Annotated in this window: 20 protein-coding genes; 13 read left to right on the top strand and 7 right to left on the bottom strand. The window is 60.0% G+C overall.

Features of this window, described 5'->3' with window-relative positions:
* From PMI03_RS10070 to PMI03_RS10055, 4 genes are all read left to right on the top strand, one after another.
* Positions 1–1,607: bifunctional diguanylate cyclase/phosphodiesterase (locus tag PMI03_RS10070; protein WP_007692578.1), on the top strand; the 1,607-nt coding region annotated here is incomplete at its 5' end.
* Between the two features lie 14 nt (positions 1,608–1,621).
* Positions 1,622–2,353, top strand: coding sequence for an ABC transporter substrate-binding protein (locus PMI03_RS10065; RefSeq protein WP_007692576.1), 732 nt, complete (start codon positions 1,622–1,624; stop codon positions 2,351–2,353).
* Between the two features lie 75 nt (positions 2,354–2,428).
* Positions 2,429–3,145: an aminoacyl-tRNA hydrolase gene (pth, locus tag PMI03_RS10060; RefSeq protein ID WP_007692573.1), complete on the top strand. Its 717-nt coding sequence runs from the start codon at positions 2,429–2,431 to the stop codon at positions 3,143–3,145.
* Position 3,146: 1 nt separating this feature from the next.
* Positions 3,147–3,623 carry a GNAT family N-acetyltransferase gene (locus tag PMI03_RS10055; protein WP_007692571.1) on the top strand — a complete coding sequence of 159 codons (477 nt, stop codon included), beginning with the start codon at positions 3,147–3,149 and terminating at the stop codon, positions 3,621–3,623.
* 21 nt (positions 3,624–3,644) lie between these two features.
* On the opposite strand, the gene clpS is transcribed toward PMI03_RS10055, so the two are convergent.
* Entirely contained in the window at positions 3,645–3,956 is a 312-nt protein-coding gene (clpS, locus tag PMI03_RS10050) for an ATP-dependent Clp protease adapter ClpS (protein ID WP_007692569.1), read from the bottom strand.
* A 342-nt stretch (positions 3,957–4,298) separates the two neighbouring features.
* On the opposite strand from clpS, the gene PMI03_RS10045 reads away from it, so the two are divergent.
* The 5 genes from PMI03_RS10045 (at position 4,299) to PMI03_RS10025 (ending at position 8,526) form a co-directional block, all read left to right on the top strand.
* Positions 4,299–5,516: an RNA ligase RtcB family protein gene (locus tag PMI03_RS10045; RefSeq protein ID WP_007692567.1), complete on the top strand. Its 1,218-nt coding sequence runs from the start codon at positions 4,299–4,301 to the stop codon at positions 5,514–5,516.
* Positions 5,509–6,126, top strand: coding sequence for a peptide chain release factor H (gene prfH, locus PMI03_RS10040; protein WP_007692565.1), 618 nt, complete (start codon positions 5,509–5,511; stop codon positions 6,124–6,126). Before PMI03_RS10045 ends, prfH begins: the two co-directional genes overlap by 8 nt.
* Positions 6,127–6,283: 157 nt before the next feature.
* The gene (ychF, locus tag PMI03_RS10035) at positions 6,284–7,387 is read left to right on the top strand and encodes a redox-regulated ATPase YchF (protein WP_007692563.1); all 1,104 of its coding nucleotides are present in this window, start codon (positions 6,284–6,286) and stop codon (positions 7,385–7,387) included.
* 210 nt (positions 7,388–7,597) lie between these two features.
* A complete protein-coding gene (locus tag PMI03_RS10030; RefSeq protein WP_007692561.1) occupies positions 7,598–8,062 on the top strand; it encodes a MaoC family dehydratase in 465 nt (154 codons plus the stop codon).
* Entirely contained in the window at positions 8,059–8,526 is a 468-nt protein-coding gene (locus PMI03_RS10025) for a MaoC family dehydratase (RefSeq protein WP_007692559.1), read from the top strand. Before PMI03_RS10030 ends, PMI03_RS10025 begins: the two co-directional genes overlap by 4 nt.
* 33 nt (positions 8,527–8,559) lie before the next feature.
* On the opposite strand, the gene PMI03_RS10020 is transcribed toward PMI03_RS10025, so the two are convergent.
* From PMI03_RS10020 to petA, 4 genes are all read right to left on the bottom strand, one after another.
* Positions 8,560–9,102, bottom strand: coding sequence for an adenine phosphoribosyltransferase (locus PMI03_RS10020; protein ID WP_007692558.1), 543 nt, complete (start codon positions 9,100–9,102; stop codon positions 8,560–8,562).
* 120 nt (positions 9,103–9,222) lie between these two features.
* Positions 9,223–10,089 carry a cytochrome c1 gene (locus PMI03_RS10015; RefSeq protein WP_007692555.1) on the bottom strand — a complete coding sequence of 289 codons (867 nt, stop codon included), beginning with the start codon at positions 10,087–10,089 and terminating at the stop codon, positions 9,223–9,225.
* Positions 10,090–10,104: 15 nt separating this feature from the next.
* Positions 10,105–11,379: a cytochrome b N-terminal domain-containing protein gene (locus tag PMI03_RS10010; RefSeq protein WP_007692546.1), complete on the bottom strand. Its 1,275-nt coding sequence runs from the start codon at positions 11,377–11,379 to the stop codon at positions 10,105–10,107.
* A gap of 14 nt (positions 11,380–11,393) precedes the next feature.
* A complete protein-coding gene (gene petA / locus PMI03_RS10005) occupies positions 11,394–11,972 on the bottom strand; it encodes a ubiquinol-cytochrome c reductase iron-sulfur subunit (protein WP_007692544.1) in 579 nt (192 codons plus the stop codon).
* Positions 11,973–12,443: 471 nt separating this feature from the next.
* Here petA and PMI03_RS10000 point away from each other — a divergent pair, with 471 nt between their 5' ends.
* A complete protein-coding gene (locus PMI03_RS10000) occupies positions 12,444–13,376 on the top strand; it encodes an endonuclease/exonuclease/phosphatase family protein (protein WP_007692542.1) in 933 nt (310 codons plus the stop codon).
* 56 nt (positions 13,377–13,432) lie between these two features.
* Here PMI03_RS10000 and PMI03_RS09995 read toward each other — a convergent pair whose 3' ends face one another.
* Together PMI03_RS09995 and PMI03_RS09990 are read right to left on the bottom strand one after the other, a co-directional pair.
* Positions 13,433–15,295, bottom strand: a complete 1,863-nt coding sequence (locus PMI03_RS09995; RefSeq protein ID WP_007692537.1) for an ABC transporter ATP-binding protein — start codon at positions 15,293–15,295, stop codon at positions 13,433–13,435.
* A 187-nt stretch (positions 15,296–15,482) separates the two neighbouring features.
* Positions 15,483–17,336 (bottom strand): ABC transporter ATP-binding protein, encoded by a 1,854-nt coding sequence (locus tag PMI03_RS09990; RefSeq protein WP_007692536.1) that lies wholly within the window; start codon positions 17,334–17,336, stop codon positions 15,483–15,485.
* A gap of 401 nt (positions 17,337–17,737) precedes the next feature.
* Between PMI03_RS09990 and PMI03_RS09985 the strand changes: the two genes are divergently transcribed.
* From PMI03_RS09985 to PMI03_RS09975, 3 genes are all read left to right on the top strand, one after another.
* Positions 17,738–18,199, top strand: coding sequence for a tRNA (cytidine(34)-2'-O)-methyltransferase (locus PMI03_RS09985; RefSeq protein WP_007692534.1), 462 nt, complete (start codon positions 17,738–17,740; stop codon positions 18,197–18,199).
* A gap of 82 nt (positions 18,200–18,281) precedes the next feature.
* Positions 18,282–19,412: a hypothetical protein gene (locus PMI03_RS09980; RefSeq protein ID WP_007692531.1), complete on the top strand. Its 1,131-nt coding sequence runs from the start codon at positions 18,282–18,284 to the stop codon at positions 19,410–19,412.
* Between the two features lie 212 nt (positions 19,413–19,624).
* On the top strand, positions 19,625–21,268 hold the full coding sequence (locus PMI03_RS09975) for a Na/Pi cotransporter family protein (protein ID WP_039973753.1): 1,644 nt from the start codon (positions 19,625–19,627) through the stop codon (positions 21,266–21,268).
* Positions 21,269–21,284: the final 16 nt, after the last annotated feature.

Here is a 21,284-nt window from a genome sequence, read left to right as displayed (position 1 = left end):
GCGACTATTGGCTGGCCGCCACCGGCTACGCCCGCGCAAACGTGGTCGGACGCAAGTTCGCAAGCCTGGTCCTGCCGGAATCGCGCGCGAAATACATCGAGCGCAAGCGCAGCCATCCCGACAGCGCCGCCCGCTTCGACGTCACGGTAAAATTCCATTGCCGGGATGAACGGGTCATGGATGTGCTGATCCTTGAGACGACGGCAATCCAGGATGGTCTTTCGCTTTCGGTCATGACCGATGTCACCGATCTCAAGCAATCCGAAGACCGAAACCTACGCCAGGCGATCACCGATCATCTCACCGGCCTGCTGAACCGCCAGGGTTTCGAAACAGCGCTGGATGCCAAGATCAACGAGGCGGACAAGCGCAAACGCGAGCTTGCCTGCCTGTTCATCGATCTTGACCGCTTCAAGTGGATCAACGACAACAAGGGCCATGCCGCCGGCGACGCGGCCCTACGCGAACTGGTTGCCCGCTTGCAGGCACGGCTGGAGCCCGGCGACATCGCCGCCCGCCTTGGTGGCGATGAGTTTGCTATCCTGCTGCTTGCCGAGGACGCCGAAGCGAGGGCGATCGACATGGCAACCCGCATCGCCGATGTATTCGAGGCCCCCTTTGGTGGCGATGCCCGCCTCAGCGCCAGCATTGGCATCGCCATCTATCCCCGCCATGCCGCCAATGCGGCCGAACTGCTGCTGAAGTCCGATATCGCCATGTATGCCAAGAAGCACGACGGCAAGAACGGCGCGCAGATCTTCGACAACGGCATGCTGGACGCATCCCGCCGCCGCGCCGAACTCGAGAACCATATCGAGAACGGCCTCAGTGAAGACTGGTTCGAGGCCCACCTGCAGCCGATCGTCAATATCGATGATCGCTCCATCGCCGGCTTCGAGGCGCTGATGCGGCTGCATCATCCGCAGAAGGGCATTCTGCCGCCGGCCCGGATCATCGAGGTCGCCGAGGAGACGGGCTCGATCATTCGCATCGGCAATCGCATCATGGAGAAGGCCGTCTCCAATTTTGCGCGTCTCTCGCGCCTCGACGGCATGCAGGACACCTATCTCGCCATCAATTTTTCGCCGCTGCAGTTTGAGCCGGAGCTACCCGTCCGCATCGCCGCCCTGCTCTCCCGCCACGATATCTCCCCGAAGCGGATCGTCGTCGAAATCACCGAAGCGGTATTGATGGACGACAACCCGGAAACCCGCATGGTCATCAACGAGATATGCCGCTACGGCTGCCGCATCGCGCTCGATGACTTTGGCACGGGCTATTCGTCGCTGAGCTATATCAACCGTTTCCCGGTTGATATCATCAAGATCGACCAATCCTTCATTCGCGCGATCAACGACACCGCCTCGGATGTCAGCGCCAAGAGCCGCATGCTGGTCGAAAGCATCACGACGCTGTCGCACAAGATGAACTGCACGGTCATTGCCGAAGGCATCGAGACCGAAGAGGAGTGCGCGACGCTGCGCACCATGGGACTGGATTACGGCCAGGGCTATCTGTTCCACCGGCCGCAGCATCCGAATGATCTGATGAAAACACTGGCGGGATCGCAAGCAGACAGCCGTCTCTCCGTGGCGCAAGCATCGTAGAGGCGGGAAACCACATGCGGAAACTGCTTCTCCTCGTCCTTCTCAGCCTCTCCTCCTATAGCCTTCTCTCCGTGGCCCGAGCAGAAACGGTCGCCTTCACCACGGAAGAATATCCGCCCTTCAATTACCGCGATGGCAAGATTGCCGTGGGCGCGACCGTCGAGCAGGTGCGCGAGGTGATGGCCGATATCGGCGTCGATTATTCGATCGAGGTCATGCCGTGGGCGCGAGCCTATTCCCAGGCGCAGACAGTACCGATGACCTGCGTCTTCGCCACTGCCCACAATGAAGAACGCGACAAGCTATTCAAATGGGTCCAGCCGCTGCTGGTCGACCGCAACATCCTGATCAAACACACTGGATCCAGCGTCGTCGCCGCCACGCTCGATGAGGCACGGAAGTATACCGTCGGCACATGGCGGGAGGACTACACCGAGGCCGCCTTGCGGCAGGCCAATTTCCCACGGATCGATGTCGCCAGCGACTTCAGAGCGACGCTGAAGAAGCTGATGAGCGACCGCATCGACCTGATGCCGATCTCTGAAAGCTATTTCGACAAATTGAGGAAAGAAGGCAACGCCGTCGAAAAGGTAACCGTGCTCTCCGCGCAGCCCATGGGCATCGCCTGCCAGAAGGATTTTCCGGACGATCTGCTGAAGAGGATGCAGACAGCGCTCGACAGCTTGATTGCCGACGGCACGCAGAAACGGATATTCCTGAAATACGGCCTGCACCTCGGAGACTGACGAGAGGTCCCGCCTTGACTTTGCCGTCAATTCCTTGTCGTGAAGGGCATCGGCATTTTCCAAAGGGCGAAGCGCATGCTTCTCATCGTGGGCCTCGGCAATCCCGGCGCCAAATATCAGGGCAACCGTCACAATATCGGCTTCATGGCCGTGGACGCGATCCACCGTCGCCACAGCTTTTCACCCTGGACGAAGAAATTCAGGGCGGAGATTTCCGAAGGCGAACTCGGCGGCCAGAAAGTCCTGCTGATCAAGCCGCAGACCTTCATGAACCTCTCCGGCGAATCCGTCGGCGAGGCCATGCGCTTCTACAAGCTCGAGCCGTCCGACCTCGTCGTCATCTATGACGAACTCGACCTGCCGGCCGCCAAGGCGCGGCTGAAGACCGGCGGCGGCCATGGCGGCCACAACGGCATCAAGTCGATCGATGCCCATTGCGGCCGCGAATACCGGCGGCTGCGCCTCGGCATCGGCCATCCCGGCGTCAAGGAGCTGGTGCAGAACCATGTGCTCGGCGACTTCGCCAAGGTTGATCGCGATTGGCTGGAGCCGCTGTTCGACGCACTCGCCGACAATGCCGACATGCTGGTGCGCGGCGAGGATTCGCAGCTGATGAACAAGATTGCGCTAGCGCTGGGCGGCAAGGCGGAGGAACCAGCGCCGAAGCCGGAAAAAAAGACTGTCGCCAAATCGCACATTCATCAGGCCCGCAACCACAATCAGCCGCGCATGCCCGAGAGCGGTCCGATGGCTGAGATGCTGAAGAGAATGTTCGGCAAGAAGGACGATTGATATGGCGGAGGCTGTAGACGACAGCGACACGGTGGTGATCCGCCCGGCCGCCGCCGGCGATCTCCCCACCCTTCTCGCGCTCTACCGGCATCTCAATCCCGGCGATCCGGAGCTGGAACCGGCGTTGGCCGAAAGCCGCTTTGCCGAGATCCTTCAACACCCTGGAATGACGATCTTCGCTGCCTTCGTCGGCGACCTTGCCATCTCCTCCGTCACCCTGGTCATCACCCCCAACCTGACACGCGGCGGCGCACCCTATGCGCTGATCGAGAATGTCGTCACCCATGCCGACCATCGCCAGCGCGGTCACGCCCGGGCGTTGATCCATAAGGCCATCGCAACGGCCTGGGAGAAGAATTGCTACAAGGTGATGCTGCTCACCGGCTCGAAGACACCCGCAACATTGCGCTTCTATGCCAATTGCGGCTTCTCGCAGGACAAGACCGGCTTCCAGATCCGCCGTCCTATTGCAGGCTGACCGTCGTCCTCCTCCGAAATTCTATTCTTCTGGCTCGGTGGTGAACATCAACGGGAAATCGGCGCTTTTCGCCAGATCGATGGCTTCCTGCGCCTTGGTCTCGGCAATGTCCCGCGCACAGACCATCACCACACAGCTGCCAAGCTTATGCGCAGTCATCATCACACGATAACCGGCCTCCTCGCTCATGCGGAAGACGGCTTGCAGCACCATGATGACGAATTCGCGCGGCGTGTAATCGTCGTTGACGAGAATAATCTTATAGAGCTTCTGCCGCTCGACCTTGGGCTTCGTCTTGGTCTTCGGTTTTAGGACAACATCATTGTCACTCATCGGAGTCACCGTTGATGACAGGGGAAAAGGGCTTGTCGCTGATAACAGGTTTATACCGCACCGCAACCGGCCATTCAAGCAAGACGATGGCCTCGCGATAGCCGTTCGGATCAATCGACCGTGAGCAGGAGGCAATCCCGACCATCAACACAACACTTGCAATCGTTTTTATTTCGCTTATACAACCGCCATCAATTCTTCAGGATCGGGAGCAGCAAATGATTAGCTTCGTTTCATCGCGCCCCTTAGGGGCAAAAGCCTAAGCCAGCGTCGATGCGCTGTTGCGGGCTTCTTTGATCGGCCTCAACGCCGAACGACTTACCCTGTCCTGGGATTATATTCATGGGCAATTCCATAGGGACCTCCGGTCCCATCGTCGTGCGCTGCGGTCAGCCTGCCGCGGTCGCACATTACTTTACATCAAAATCCTGGATCGAAGGATCGGCGCTGGAACAGCTTGCGGAACTGGCCAAGCTTCCCGGCATGCGCTCCATCGCCGGTTTCCCCGACCTGCATCCGGGAAAATACGGCCCGGTCGGTATGGCTGCGCTGGCATCGCGGCTCTATCCGCAACTGATCGGCAACGATATCGGCTGCGGCATGGCGCTCTTCGAACTTGCCCTACCACAGCGCAAGTTCAGGATCGACAAGGCAGCCAACGCGCTGCGCGAGCTTGAAAACATTGCGTTCGACGCACCCGATGTCGCGAAATTTGCGCCGTTGTTTGAGCTTGGAGCAAACACCGAAGCGCTTGGTACGATCGGTGGCGGCAATCACTTTTGTGAGATCCAGGCCGTCGAGGAGCTGTTTCAACCCGATGCGGTTGAACTCTTGGACAGGCAGAAGCTTTATCTGCTCATCCATACCGGCTCGCGTAATCTCGGCGCCAGTGTGTTCAACCAAACCATCGATGAAAACGGCGCAATGACAGGCGGCCTGGACCCGGCTTCCAAGGCTGGTGCAAGGTGGCTGGCTCTCCACGGTCTCTGTGTCGAATGGGCAGCACTCAATCGACGCATGATTGCGCAGCGAGCTGCCTTGGCACTTCGCACAGATGTGCGCTTGATTGCGGATGTCCCGCATAATCTTGTGCGTACGCAAGCGGATGGCTATGTCCACTGCAAGGGTGCTGCCGCCATCCAAAGCGGCGGTATCGCGCCCATTGCCGGCTCCAGGGCAAGCCTGAGCTATGTCGTTGAACCGCTTGACACAGCGGCTAAATCGCATTGGGCGATCTCGCACGGAGCCGGCCGGAAATACGATCGCCGCAATATGCACGGTCGCATCGGCACCACGCGTTCGGAGCGGGAGGCACTGCTGCGCAATCCCTGGGGCGGCATCACCATCTGCGAGGATCGCAAACTTGCAATCGAGGAGGCAGCCGGCGCCTACAAGAATGCAGGGCAAGTATTGGAGGACCTGGTGGCCCACGGTCTCGTTCGGCCGCTCGCATCGATGAAGCCGCTGATTACCTACAAGAAGATCAGTGTCGATCACGAAGAGCCAAAGCAAGAGCGCATGCGTGACCGCAAAGCGATAAGGAGGCGTGAAAATGGCTGACATCCATCTTCTCACCACCTCCGGCAACGGTCCAGCAGAATGCCGTGTCGCGCTGAAATCCCTGCTATCCATTCTTGAAAAAGAGGCACAGGGCAGAGGCTGCGAAATCGAGGTGACGGCATCACAGGCACCGGACCAGCATGGCCCGGTTTCGGCGATCGTCACGCTGCGCGGCGTGGGCGCTGAAAGCCTAGTGGAAGAGTATTGCGGTTCGATCCGTTTCATCTTCAAGAGCAAGATCAGGCCGGGACACAAGCGGCAAAATTGGTTTGTCGGCGTCAGGCGGGTGGAACTCGCCGACACGTCGAACGAAACGGCTACCATTCATATGAATGATATTCGCTTCGAAACGCTACGCGCCGGAGGTCCGGGCGGGCAGCACCAGAACACCACCGACAGCGCGGTCAGGGCAATCCATATCCCCACCGGCATCACCGTGACCTGTCGTGATGAACGCTCCCAACACCGCAACAAGGCGCTCTCCGTGCGCCGGCTACAGGCTATGTTGCGGCTGCTGGCCGAGAGGGAGAGCCAGAATGCGAAAACCGCGCTCTTCCTTGCCAATAAGGAACTGGAGCGCGGCAACGAAGTAAAAGTGTTCCGCCTTTGACATGACGGCCCGCCCGGCTGATTTCGGGCGGGCCTCTCCATAGCCCAAAGCGACCCTTTTCGCCGCAAAATCGGCTCGTTCTTTGCACAAGACTTGACCCGCAACCGACCTTCCCCCATACGCACTGCAAAGATTTTCAAGATATGGACAAGGTGCCATGGGTTTCAAATGCGGTATCGTCGGGCTGCCGAACGTCGGCAAGTCCACTCTGTTCAACGCGCTGACCAAGACGGCGGCGGCGCAGGCGGCGAATTATCCGTTCTGCACGATCGAGCCGAACACGGGTGAAGTGGCGGTTCCCGATCCGCGTATGGAGCAGCTTGCCCAAATCGCCAAGTCGAAAGAACTGATCCCGACGCGCATCTCCTTCGTCGATATTGCCGGCCTGGTGCGCGGCGCGTCGAAGGGTGAAGGCCTGGGCAACCAGTTCCTTGCCAACATTCGCGAAGTCGATGCCATCGTGCATGTGCTGCGCTGCTTCGAAGACAGCGACATCACCCATGTCGAAGGTCGCATCAATCCGGTTGCCGACGCCGAGACCATCGAGACCGAGCTGATGCTCTCCGATCTCGAGAGCCTGGAGCGCCGCACCGAGCAGACGCGCAAGCGCGCCACCGGCAAGGACAAGGAATCCATGGCGATGCTGCCGCTGATGGAAGCCTCGCTCAAGCTGTTGAACGAAGGCAAGCCGGTTCGCACCTTGCTGTCGAAGCTCGACGACGAGGAACTCCGTATCCTCAAGAGCCTGAACCTTCTGACCTCGCATCCCGTGCTCTATGTCTGCAACGTCGCCGAAGCCGATGCCGTTGCCGGCAATGAGCATACAGCCGCCGTCGCCGCCATGGCGAAGGAGCAGAATTCCGAAGTGGTGATCATCTCCGCCGCCATCGAAGCGGAGGTGGCGCAGCTGCCCGCAGACGAAGCCATGGAGTTCCTCTCCGAACTCGGTCTCAAGGAAGCCGGCCTCGACCAGCTGATCCGCGCCGGCTACAAGCTGCTGCATCTCATCACCTATTTCACCGTCGGCCCGAAGGAAACGCGCGCCTGGACGATCGAGGAAGGCACCAAGGCCCCACAGGCGGCCGGCGTCATCCATTCCGATTTCGAACGCGGCTTCATCCGCGCCCAAACCATCGCCTATAGCGATTACATCGCCTTCAAGGGCGAAGTCGGCGCCAAGGAAAACGGCAAGATGCGCTCCGAAGGCAAGGAATATGTCGTCCAGGACGGCGACGTCCTCAACTTCCTCTTCAATGCCTAAGACATAAAGAGATTGCCGGCCCTCACCTGAGCGCCGGCAGTCTTCCCTGCGTGGCCGTCGGACGGTTGCGCGGTGCAGATGCGACCAGCCAGCACCGATCACCAAGGCGCAGCCAAGGGCCGCACGTCCTTCCCCGTCACGAAAATACTTGCGCCACTCCCGCCCGCCATGCGATTGCGCTCGGGAGGAATGAGGAGGCTGCTGACGGATATGGCGAAACTGACCTATGAGGATTTTCAGCCGGGACAGATGTTTCCGCTTGGGCCGAAGCATGTGACGGCCGAGGAAATCATTGAATTCGCAAGCGAGTTCGACCCGCAGCCGATGCATCTCGATGAAGCCGCCGGCCGGGCCAGTATCCTCGGTGGGCTTGCCGCCTCCGGCTGGCACACATCGGCAATGTTCATGCGGATGATGTGCGACAGCTATCTACTCGACACCGAATCCGAGGGCGCGCCGGGCATCGACTTCATGGACTGGAAGAAGCCGGTTCTCGCGGGCGACACACTTTCCGGCCGCTCCATCGTGCTCGAATCCCGCGCCATGCGCTCGCGCCCTGGCATCGGCATCGTCAAGTTCCGGCATGAAGTGAAAAACCAGCATGACGAACTCGTCTGCCTCGGCGAAAACGCCACCATGATCCGCATGCGCTCGCCTGTGGAGGTCTCGCCATGAAGATGATGGAGCTCTATCCCACCGGCGAACGGGCCGAGATCGGCAGCCATACGTTTACGGCTGAAAACATCGTCCACTTCGCCTCGCGCTTCGACCCGCAGATTTTCCATATGGACGCGGAAGCAGCCAAGGAGACGCTATTCGGCGGCCTCTGCGCTTCCGGTTGGCACACCTGTGCAGCCTGGATGAGGACTTTCATCGACTATTGGAAAGGCGAAACCGCCCGCCTGATTGCCGAGGGCGGAAAGCCGCCCAAACTCGGTCCCTCGGCCGGTTTCCAGAAGCTGCAATGGCTTCGCCCCGTCTTTGCCGGTGACACCGTCACCTACGGCGTCACCCTGCTTTCCAGCCGCCCCCTGGCGTCACGCCCAGGCTGGACGCTCAACACCATCCTCTGCGACGGAACCAACCAGCATGGCGTGCCGGTGATACGCTTCGAGAGCACTGTTCTGGAGTTTGAGTGATGCCTTCTCTCCATTGGGGAGAAGGTCTTTCCATCAATGCCCGCTGAATTCCACCAGTGTGTGGACCGGCACATCGAGTGCTTCCAGCTTCTTGCGGCCGCCGAGATCCGGCAGGTCGATGACGAAGCAGGCGGCGACGACTTCCGCGCCGATCTGGCGCAGCAACTGGGTGGCGCCAACTGCGGTGCCGCCCGTTGCGATCAGGTCGTCGACCAGGATCACCTTTTCGCCGGGATTCACCGCGTCACGGTGCATCTCCATCTCGTCGACACCATATTCGAGGCTGTAGGCGATACGCACGATATCATGCGGCAGCTTGCCCTTCTTGCGGATCGGGACGAAACCGGCCGACAGCTGATGCGCCACTGCGCCGCCCAGAATGAAGCCACGGGCCTCCATGCCGGCGACCTTGTCGATCTTGGTGCCGGCATAGGGCTGCACTAGCGCATCAACGGCACGGCGAAACGCCTTGGCATCGCCAAGCATCGTGGTGATGTCGCGGAAGATGATACCGGGCTTGGGATAGTCCGGGATGGAGCGGATGCTGGCGGCAAGCTCCGAAGCAATGGTCTTCATGGAAATATGTACTCTCAGGCTAAGATAGGGCCGGCCGCACCCTAGCAAGACGCGTGCGCGATACCAACAAAAAAGGCGACCACAACGGGCCGCCTCTTGTTGATTGCAGGGCCGAACTGCCTAGTGAGCGCCAGCCTTGGCGTAGACCGACCGCTTGGTGAGATAGATCAGCGTCGAGAAGATCAGCAGGAATATGATGACCATGAAGCCAAGGTGCTTGCGCTCCTCCAGATGCGGCTCCGCAGCCCACATCAGGAAGGCGGAAACATCGTGCGAATACTGATCGACCGTCTGCGGCGAGCCGTCGTCATAGGTGACCTGACCGTCGGAGAGCGGCTTCGGCATGGCGAAGGTCGCGGCCGCATCGAAATACGGATTATAGTGCGAATTCTGCGCAACCTGGAAGCCAGCCGGCGGCTCCTCGTAGCCGGTCAGCAGCGAGTAGATATAATCCGGGCCGCCTTCCTGATACTGCGTGAAGATGTCGAAGATGAACTGCGGGAAGCCGCGCTCGATTTCACGCGCCTTGGCAAGCAGCGACATGTCCGGCGGCACGGCCCCGTTGTTCGAGGCGGCTGCCGCTTCGTCGTTCGGGAACGGCGACGGGAAATGGTCAGACGGAAGCGCCTTGCGCGTGAACATCTCACCCTGGGGGTTCGGACCGTCCTGCACTTCGTAGTTCGCCGCGAAGGTCTTCACCTGCGCTTCCGAATAGCCGAGCTCGCCCAGCGTGCGGAAGGCCACCAGCTTCATCGAATGGCAGGCGGAACAGACTTCCGTGTAGACCTTGAGGCCACGCTGAAGCTGCGCCTTGTCGTAATAGCCGAAGGGGCCGGAGAAAGTCCAGTGCTGGGTCCTTGGCTCCTTGAGCGGGTAGTGCGGTGTCGCTTCTTCGGCGGCGGGCTTGGTTTCCGCGGCAACGGCGGCAACCGTGGCGAAGCCACCGATAAGTGCGAGCGACAAAAGGCCGGCAACAAGCTTTTTCATTGTTCTCTTCCCCGGTTACGCTTGAGCCGGAACGGCTGTCTTGCCGTTCTGCTTCTCAAGGACCGCCTCCGTAATCGAATTTGGAATGCGCCTCGGTGTTTCGACCAGACCGAGAACCGGCATGGCGACGAGGAAGAACAGGAAGTAGAACAGCGTCGCGAACTGCGAGATCACGACGAAACTGCCTTCCGCCGGCTGCGAACCGAGCCAGCCGAGCAGAACGGCATCGGCGACGAACAGCCAGAAGAACAGCTTGTACCAGGGACGATAGACCGCCGAGCGGATCTTCGACGTATCCAGCCAGGGCAGGAAGAACAGCACGATGATCGCGCCGAACATCGTCAGAACGCCGCCGAGCTTGGAGTCGATCGGGCCGATGTTGAAGGTGATAGAGCGCAGCATCGCGTAGAACGGCAGGAAGTACCATTCCGGAACGATGTGAGCCGGCGTCTTCAGCGGATTGGCCGGAATGTAGTTGTCGGCGTGGCCAAGGAAGTTCGGCAGATAGAAGACGAAATAAGCGAATACCAGCAGGAAGATGGAAACGCCGAGCGCATCCTTCAGCGTCGCATAGGGCGTGAAGGGTACGGTATCGGTCTTCAACTTGACCTCAACGCCGGTCGGGTTCGTCTGGCCGGTCACATGCAGCGCCCAGATGTGCAGGATAACGACACCGGCGATCATGAACGGCAGCAGATAGTGCAACGAGAAGAAGCGATTGAGCGTCGGATCGTCGACGGCGAAGCCGCCGAGCAGGAAGGTCTGGATCCAGTCGCCGACCCAGGGAAAGGCCGAGAAGAAGCCGGTGATGACGGTCGCCCCCCAGAAGGACATCTGGCCCCAGGGCAGAACGTAGCCCATAAAGGCCGTTGCCATCATCAGCAGATAGATGATCACGCCGAGGATCCAGAGGATCTCGCGCGGCGCCTTGTAGGAGCCGTAATAGAGGCCACGAGCGATGTGGAGATAGACCGCGACGAAGAAGAAGGAAGCGCCATTGGCGTGCATATAGCGCAGCAGCCAACCGTGGTTGACGTCGCGCACGATCTTTTCGACGGAGTTGAAGGCGACGGTCGTGTCCGCCGCATAATGCATGGCAAGAACGACGCCGGTCAGGATTTGCAGAATGAGCATCACGGCCAGCATGGCGCCGAACGTATAGGCATAGTTCAGATTGCGCGGGACCGGATAGGCAATGAAACTGTCATAGACCATGCGCGGCAGCGGCAACCGCGCGTCGACCCATTTTTCGAGCCCTGTCGATGGCTCGTAAGACGAATGACCACTCATGATTCAGTTCCCCCTCAACCGACCTTGATCTTTTTTTCTGCGGTAAACGCATATAGCGGAATGGCGAGGTTCTGCGGCGCCGGCCCATGGCGGATGCGACCGGCAGTATCATAGACCGAACCGTGACAGGGACAGAACCACCCGCCATATTCCCCTGCCTGACCGAGCGGTATGCAACCGAGATGGGTGCAGACGCCGATCATGACCAGCCAGTTTTCCTTCCCGTCACCGGCCGAACGCGCGACATCGGTCGCCTGCGCATCCGCCGGCAGATTGGCGTTACGGGCAACCGGGTCCTTCAGATCGGAAATCTGTGCGCCCTTGCCGTCGTCGATTTCCTTTTGCGTGCGGTTGCGGATGAAGACCGGCTTACCGCGCCATTTCACCGTCAGAGACATGCCCGGCTCCAGGCTGGACACGTCAACTTCGATGGAAGCAAGGGCAAGGGTCGAGGCATCCGGCCGCATCTGGTCGATAAACGGCCAAGCAACAGCCACGGCACCGACCGCGCCGGCCATGCCCGTCGTCAGATAAAGGAAATCTCGGCGAGTTGGCTCGCCCGTGGTTTCACTTGTCGTTGTATGCTCGCTCAAAGCCGGACCATCCTCTTCCGCAAAACCGCAGCTAGGCGCTGCGGTACCCCCTCACTAACGGCGAATCAACGCGACCATAATTCCGCCATAGATTCCTCCGTATCCCGCCGCGTTCTAAGCTTGATCGCAAATTATGTCCAGTCTTGGCAAGGGGTGGAGGCACAATGTCGCGGGAAAAGCGCGCTATTTGGCTGCGAGCACCGAGCTTAAAATCACGGCCGTCAGTCAAATCGGCGTAAGAGCATGAAAAACCGTAAGATTCGCATAATAAAATTTCTCATTGCAGAGCAAAATAAACAATGATTTCAATGCTGCATCGCAACAAATTCGATGACACGCCGATCATTGATCTCTAAGACGATAGTCTTTCCTCGTCTTTAAGCGCTATGGATTTCATGACCGCATCACGCACCATTTCACGCTCTGCCGCCCGCTTTTGAACTGCGTTTTAGCAATGCCAAGGATATGTTTATGAGGCAGACGATTTACTGTGTTTTATGCGTGCTCGCGACCTTATTGCTGGTCACACTGTCGGCGCGCTATGTCATCGACATCTGGCTGCTCGCCTTCTTCGAAAGCCTACAAACCCATTTCAGCCTTTTCGGCATTGCGCTTGCCCTGCTCGCGCTTGTTTTCCGGCGACACTGGTATGCGGTTCTCCTCATCGTTTTCGGCGTCGGGCTTGCGGTCCATTCGGTCCTGATGCTGCGGGAATATGCCGCCTCCCCGCTAGCACCCGGCACAGGCAAGAGCTTCAAACTCCTCTCCTTCAACATCGAAAACAGCAATTTCGAAAACGGCACTCGCATCGCCGACCTCATCGTGGGCTCCAACGCCGATGTCGTGGAGATTTTCGAGGCCGAGCCGATCAAAGCCGAGTTGCAGCGTATCAGTGGCGCCTATCCCTATCGCATCGGCTGCAGCGACATGAGCATCGAATGCGATTCACTTTTGCTGTCGAAACGTCCGTTTCAGGCACAGGATATGCGCAGCCTCGGCAGCCTCTGGCGCAATCGTTTCATTCTCGCGACCATCGACATGGACGGTCAGCCTGTGAACTTTGTTTCGGCGCATCTCAGCAAGCCTTACTTCGACGAATTTCATGCCGACGAGTTGAGCATCCTCGGCCCGATCCTCAAGGGTATTCAAGGGCCGCTGATCCTTGCCGGTGATTTCAATGCGTCGGTTATTGCCCCGGATATGCGGGATTTCCTCAACGACACCGGACTCAGCCACACCTTTCCGGAGCCGGCCACCTGGCCGATCGCGGCCGGTGCTTACGGCATCGCCATCGACCATGTCTTCGCCCGCGCGCCGTTGCAGTTGATATCCGTCCGACAGATACCGGATGCCATGGGTTCGAACCATTTTGGTCTGATGACCGAGTTCAGCGTTTCAAAGTAGCCTTTTGATTTTGCGCGAGCTTCCCGGAAAATCGTACGACGCTTGCGATGACGAGGTTACTCGGCATCCTCTGCTATAAAGCCGCCGGATTGACGTGCCCAGAGCTCGGAATAGAGGCCGCCGCGGGCAATCAGCTCGTCATGCGTGCCATCCTCGATGATCCTGCCCTTGTCGATAACGATCAGCCGGTCGAGCTTGGCGATGGTCGACAGGCGATGCGCAATGGCCAGCACCGTCTTGCCTTCCATCAGCGTTTCGAGATTGGACTGCAGCGCCGCCTCGGCTTCGGAATCCAGCGCCGAGGTCGCCTCGTCCAGCACCAGGATCGGCGCGTCCTTCAGCATGACGCGGGCTATGGCGATGCGCTGGCGCTGGCCGCCGGAGAGCTTGACGCCGCGCTCGCCGACATGGGCGGCATAGCCCTTTCGGCCCTTCTGGTCCTCCAGCGTCGCGATAAACCTGTCCGCTTCCGCCCGCCGCGTCGCCTGTGCCATCTGCTCCTCACTCGCCTGCGGACGGCCGAAGAGGATGTTGTCGCGGACGGACCGGTTGAGAAGTGCGGTATCCTGGGTGACCATACCGATTTCGGCACGCAGCGACTCCTGCCGAACCATGGCGATATTCTGTCCGTCGATCAGGATGCGGCCGCCTTCGAGATCGTAGAAGCGCAGGAGCAGATTGACGAGTGTCGTCTTGCCTGCGCCGGAACGGCCAACAATGCCGACCTTCTCGCCGGCGCGGACAGTCAGCGAGAAATCCTCGATGATGCCGCTGCCGCGACCATAGTGGAAGGTTATGTGCTCGAAGCGGATGTCCGGACGGACGATCTGTAGATCTCTGGCGCCCGGTCGGTCGACCAGCCCGATCGGCTCCGAGATCATTTCCGCCGAATTCTGGATCGTCCCGAGATTGCGCATGATCGCATTGAACTGCGACATCATCCGGCCGAAGAGCATGTTGAGCCGTAGCACCATGCTGAGCGTGAAGGCCACGCCGCCGGTCGAGATCTCGCCGGCGAGCCACAGATGGATGGCAAGGGCCGCGATCGTCGTGATCATCACGCCCGACAGAAGCGCCAGCGACGAGCGCACGCCGGTCAGAAGCCGCGTGAACGGCATGACGGCCGCCTGGAAGCGGTCGAAGCCGTTGCGGATATAATCGTCGTTCTGCTCTTCGCGGCCGAAGAGCTTCAGCGTCTGGATATTGGCATAGGCGTCGACCATGCGCCCGTTCAGCACCGATGCCGCTTCGGCGGAATTGCGGGCATGACGGCGGATGCGCGGCACGAAATAGCGGGCGAGCAGCAAGAAGACGCCGATCCAGATGGTGATCACCAGCGCCAGGCGCCAGTCCAGCCCGCCGACCAGCGCTATGGTCGAGGCCGCATAGATGATGATGAACCAGACCACCTGCAGCAGCGATACGACGAGATCGCCCGTCGACTGCCCCGCCGACCAGACCTTGGTGACGATGCGGCCGGAAAAATCATTCTGGAAGAAGCTTATCGATTGACGCGCGACATGTGCATAGGCCTGCCAGCGCACCAGATTGAGGAAGCCGGGAACGACTACTTGCTCCTCGACCAGTGCCCCGAGGCTCACTACCACGAACCGCACGACCAGCACGACGAAGACCATGCCGAGCAGCGTGCCGCCATGGCCGGCAAGCAGTCCCGTCCAGCCCTCGCCCGGCTTGACCTTGTCCAGGATATCGACGAGATGCCCGACGAACCAGAACAGCGCCGCCTCGAGCATCGCCACGGCGCCGCCCAGCGCCGCCATAGCCAGGAATGGGCCTTTCGCCTGCCCGACATAATACCAGATGAACGCCCAGAGCGACCGCGGCGGCCGAAGATCGCCGGCGCGGTAGTAGGGATCAATCCAGGTCTCGAACAGCCGGTAGACGGAGCGGATCAACATCCCATGCGATATAGGAGGTTTCGCCGACGGCGCAAAGGAATGTCGCGGGTGGAAAACATTATATTTTTGTCATGTTTGAGGTGATTGCAAACCGTCAAACAAGTTTCGAATGAACTCGAGGATGACAAAATGCCCCGCCATCCCAAATGAAAAGGGCGAGCTCCAAAGCCCGCCCTTCCCTTGATCCCTACTGCGCCGCCGCCTCGGCCTCTTCATGGTCCGCCAGGAAGCCACCGGACTGGCGGTTCCAGAGGTCGGCGTAGATGCCGCCGGACTGGACGAGGTCGTGATGCGTGCCTGTCTCGATGATGTGGCCCTTGTCGAGCACGATCAGGCGGTCCATCTCGGTCAGTGTCGACAGACGGTGGGCGATCGCGATCACCGTCTTGCCCTGCATCAGTGCGAAGAGATTTTCCTGGATCGCCGCTTCCACTTCGGAATCGAGCGCCGAGGTTGCCTCGTCCAGCACCAGGATCGGCGCGTCCTTCAGGAAGACGCGGGCGATCGCGATGCGCTGCCGCTGGCCGCCGGAGAGCTTGACGCCGCGCTCGCCGACCTGTGCGTCGAGCCCCTGGCGGCCTTGCATGTCGACCAGACCCTCGACGAACTCCCAGGCATTGGCGCGCTTGGTCGCCTGGATAATGTCGGCGTCGGTCGCCTCCGGATGACCATAGGCGATGTTGTCGCGGATCGAGCGATGCAGCAGCGACGTATCCTGCGTCACCACCCCGATCAGCGAGCGCAGGCTGTCCTGCGTCACCTTGGAAATATCCTGGCCGTCGATGGTGATGCGCCCGCTTTCGAGGTCGTAGAACCGAAGCAGCAGGTTCATCAGCGTCGTCTTGCCGGCGCCGGAGCGGCCGACAAGACCGACCTTCTCGCCGGCACGGATATCGAAGGTCAGGTTGTCGATGACGCCCTTGGCCTTGCCATAGTGGAAGCGGACGTGATCGAAGTGGATCGCGCCCTGTTTGGCCGTGATCGCCGGAGCCGCCGGCACATCAACGATATCGTGCGGCTTCGTCAGCATCTCGATGCCGTCATAGATCGTGCCGATATTCTCGAACAATGCCGAGACTTCCCACATGATCCATTGCGACATGCCGTTAACGCGCATCGCAAGGCCGATGGCGATGGCGATGGCGCCGATCGAGATCGAGCCGCTGAGCCAGAACCAGATCGACAGTGCCGAGACGACGAAGAGCGCCACGCAATTGTTGACGTAAACCGCGATGTAGAACAGCGTCACCTTACGCATCTGTCCGTGGACGGTCTGCAGGAAGCCATCCATGCCAGCCTTGGCATAGCTCTCCTCACGACCCGCATGCGAAAACAGCTTCACAGTTGCGATATTCGTATAGCTGTCGACCACCCGGCCCGTCATCGTCGAGCGCGCATCGGCCTGGGCGGCGGCGATCTTGCGCAGCCGCGGCACGAAATAGCCGACGATGGCGATGTAGGCCGCCAGCCAAGCCAGGATCGGCAACATCAGCCGCCAGTCCGCCACCGCGATGACCAGAATCATCGACAGGAAATAGGTGACGACATAGACGAAGACATCGAGGATCTTGATGACCGCTTCGCGCACGGCAAGCGAGGTCTGCATCACCTTGGTGGCGACGCGTCCCGCAAACTCGTTGGCGAAGAAGGTCATGCTGTGGCGCAGCAGGAAGCGATGCATCTGCCAGCGGGCAATCATCGGATAGTTGCCGAGCAGGACCTGATGCATGATGACGGAATGAATGACGGCAGCCAGCGGCAGGCCGACCACCACCATGGCGCCCATCCAGAAGAGCTTTTTCCATTCCATCTGCAGGAACGTCGCCCGGTCGGCATGCGACAGCCAATCGACGATATTGCCGAGGAACTGGAACAGCGCTACTTCGCCGGCAGCAATCAACATGGCGAGAAAAGCCATGGCGAGCAGCCAGGGTGCTGCCGGCTTGGTATAGTGCCAGCAAAAGGCAAACAGCCCGCGCGGCGGAACGTCCGGCACTTCGCTCGGAAAGGGATTTAGTCGCTGTTCGAACCAGCCAAACATGAAATATGCTCCAAAGACTCGACCCTTTGGCCACGGCTGCTGCATCTCAAAGGATCACAGGCTGACATGATGGCCGGGTGATAAAAGAACGAGGCCCTATCAGCCGCGTATCGAATCGAAAAAAGGGGGAACTCGCGAAAGTGCGCTTTATAGCGCCTGAATCATAGCCATGGTCGAATGGCCAGGAGGCGCATCATCACGAACGATATATTCATCTAAGCCTCCCTGTGTCGCAAGTTGTAGAGCGGTTCCCTTTTACCGTGCATTTTTTGCTTTGAAAAGCGGAATATGCCTAAAAACGCGCCGAAATCTTCAATTTTGCTGATGGACGCCATCACAAAAACAGAGCTATTCGACGATTATCTGAAGACAGGCTCAGGTGTTTTCGCTAGTTGCAAACCATGACTTCGCTGCGCATCGCCCTCTATCAGCCCGACATTCCCGGCAACACCGGCACGATCCTTCGGCTTGCCGCCTGCCTCGGCCTTGGCGTCGATATCATCGAGCCCGCCGGCTTCGATATTTCGGACCGCAACCTGAAGCGCGCCGGCATGGATTACCTCTCCGCCGTTGCGCTGACACGGCATGTCAATTGGGAGCGCTTCGAGACCTGGCGCGCGGCAACCGGGCGGCGGCTGGTGCTCGCCTCCACCAAGGCGGCCGAGCGCTACACGGACTTTGCCTTCCGGGAAGACGATATCTTGCTCTTCGGCCGCGAGAGCGCCGGCGTGCCCGATCACGTCCACGAAACGGCCGATGGCCGCATCCTCATACCCATGCTCGAAGGCCAGCGCTCGATCAATCTGGCTATGTCCGTCGCGATGATATCGGGTGAGGCTTTGCGGCAGACGACGTGGTCGTGAATTGCCGTTGGCATGCTGAATAAAGTGTGAGAAGCTTTCCATCGGAATGCTCTAACTTACGGCAGCCTTGGCGAGGTGACCCATGTTCCAGACGGCATTCACCCTCACTCTTACTCAGTTCGCGCGCACCCTTAGCCTGCCCGAACGGCTGCAACGCTCGCCGATGCGCAATCTCGCCCTGGAAGCCCTTCGCCAGCGCAACACGACGCTCGATGCACTGTTCTACGACATCAAGGTCATCACTCCCGACGAAGCTTTCTACATCAGCGACTCGCTGGCCGCCGAAGGCACGATCATGATCGTGCCGCCAAGCGGCAGCCGCGCGATCATTCTCTGCGAGACGTTGGAGGAGTTCGCGCTGCGCGGCGGCCATAATGTGCAAGCACTGGCTGTCGCCGGCATCGGCGGCTCCGCTCTCGGCGCGGCCGCCTTTGCCCGCAATGTTGCCGATGCGATCGGTGCACCGGCCGCGGTCGTCGTTTCCGGCTATGGCCTCGCCGATGTTATCACCGAGACGCTCGGCGGACATTTCTTCTTCGGACATCTCAAAGGCCTGCGCCCCGTCCTTGAAATGCTGGACGACCTTGCCGGACGACCGAGATTCGGCGCCGCCGACGCGAGCGGCAGCGAGACGACCTCGCGTACCAGCCTCGACACCCGCACCGTGCGCGCGCTTCTGGCCGATCCCCGCTTCTCCTTCCGCCTGCTCGTCGGCCACTCCAAGGGCAATCTGGTGCTCTCGGCAGCCCTTCACGACCTCGGTCGGCAGGACGAGACCCGAGCCGCGAAACTGGCGGAGGGCACGAAGATCGTCACCATCGGCACCCGCATCGCCATGCCGCCGGCTTTTTCCGATGTGGTCGACGTCATCGGCGAGTGGGACTGGTTCGGCGAAATGAATTCCCGGCCGTTCATTGCCGCCGACCATCGCGTTCCGCATGCCGGGCATCATACCAATACCGATTTGCACAGCCATCTGCCGGTGACATCAGTGTTGAAAGAGATCCTGGCCGCCACACCGTCGCTGCAGGTCGAAACCAAAGCTGAAACGTCGATGACCGAACCCGCCGCCACCTCACCTTCAATACGACCGGCGCGGCGGCCCGTGCCGATCGAGAAGGTGAAAAAAGCATTCTCGAACAAGACCTTACTCAAGATTCCGCCGAAAGAAACCAGCCCTTCCGACGAGGCACCGCCGCCGAAGCCGCACTAAAATCGGGCACTGCGCAAATATTACTCCGATATGTCGCGCATGGTGTTGGAGCACTGGCGCTACGAGCGTATAATCCTTAGCCGGCGAGTAAAATTGCCGCGATTCCAGACAGGGAAAAAATCACTGAAATACATGCCTTTTCAGTGATATACGTCAAATTCCCATTTCATCGGCAATAGCATCACGGCATGAGAAAGATATAAAAAGACGACATGGAATCCACCGTCGTGATGATCAATCTGTTCGGAGCCGTGGCTTTACTGCTGTTCGGCCTCGCACAGGTAAAGGATGGTGTATCGCGTGCCTTCGGCGCCCGGCTTAGAACCGGTCTTGCCAGCGGCACGCGTGGCAGCCTTCGCTCCTTCGTCTCCGGCTTCGTCGCAACCGTGGCGCTGCAAAGCTCGACCGCAACCGCGCTGATGATCGCCTCCTTCGTCGAACGCGATCTCGTCCTGCCCAGCATGGCCCAGATCGTGCTGCTCGGCGCCAATGTCGGCACCGCCGTGACGGCCTGGATCGTCGCGACTGGCATCGAATGGCTGTCGCCGCTGATCATTCTCATCGGCATCGTGCTCTACCGCCGCTCGTCGACCACGCAGCAAGGCGCGGGCACAGCCCTGATCGGCATCGGCCTGATGCTGCTGTCGCTGCAGCTCCTGAGCCTCGCCACCGAGCCGATGCGGCAGTCTCCAGCACTTGCTGCCTTCATCGGCCTGCTCGACGGCGCACTGCCGGTGGCGCTGATCTTTTCAGCCGTGCTCGCCTTCGTCTCGTCGTCCAGCCTCGCCGTGGTCGTGCTGATCCTGTCGCTTGCCTCGGCCGGCATCCTTTCTCCGGCCCTGACGGTTGTTCTCGTGCTCGGCGCCAATCTCGGCGGCGCGATCCCGCCAGTCGTCGCCACCCTCTCCGGCCCCGCCACCGCCCGGCGGGTGACGCTTGGCAACCTGATCGTGCGCACGATCGGCTGTCTCATCGTCCTGCCCTTTGCGGGCTATATCGGCGCTTGGATGCAGGGCCTGCATCTTTCACCGGCCAAGCTGCCGGTCGACGTGCACCTGCTTTTCAACATCACCCTTGCGATCGTTGCCTGGCCGTTCTCGTCTTTTCTGTCGAAGACGATGCTGCGGATGGTGGCTGACGATCCGCAGACCGATGACGGGCCGAAGTTCCTCGATCATAACGCACTCAGCACACCGGTCGTGGCGCTCGCCAGCGCGACGCGCGAAGTGCTGGGCGTCGGCGATCTCATCGAGCGCATGTTGATCCGCACGGAAAATGCCTTCAATCACAACGACCTGGCGCCGCTGAAGGAAATCGCGGTTCTGGAAAAGCGGGTCGACCGCATCCAGCAGGAGGTGAAGATCTATCTCTCCAAGCTCGGCCGTGAAGGGCTGGACGACGATAACGGCCGCCGCTCGATCGTCATCATCGACTATGCCATCAACCTCGAGCATATCGGCGACATCATCGAAAAGGGCCTGGCCGAACAGGTGGCAAAGAAGATCGGCAAGGGCCTGACCTTCTCGGACGACGGTTATCAGGAGCTGCATAAGCTCTTCGGCATGACGATCGACAATTTGCGCATCGCCCAGACTATCTTCGTCACCCGCGATTTCAATCTCGCCCGCCAGCTCATGGAGGTGAAGGTCGATGTCCGCCGGCTGGAGAAGCAATCCTCCGAGCGCCATCTCGAACGCCTGCGCGACGGCCGCGTCGACAGCCTGCAGACCAGCTCGCTGCATCTCGACATGCTGCGCGACCTGAAGCGCATCAACGCCCACATCGTCTCCGTGGCGCATCCGATCCTGGATGAAAGCGGGCTGTTGATCGAGAGCCGGCTGCGGAACACGCAATAGCCGCTTCACACCGCCG

Source organism: Rhizobium sp. AP16 (genome assembly GCF_000281735.1).
Classification (GTDB): domain Bacteria; phylum Pseudomonadota; class Alphaproteobacteria; order Rhizobiales; family Rhizobiaceae; genus Rhizobium; species Rhizobium rhizogenes.
The sequence above is the reverse complement of the archived record's forward strand: the minus strand, read 5'-3'. Positions and strand labels throughout refer to the sequence as shown.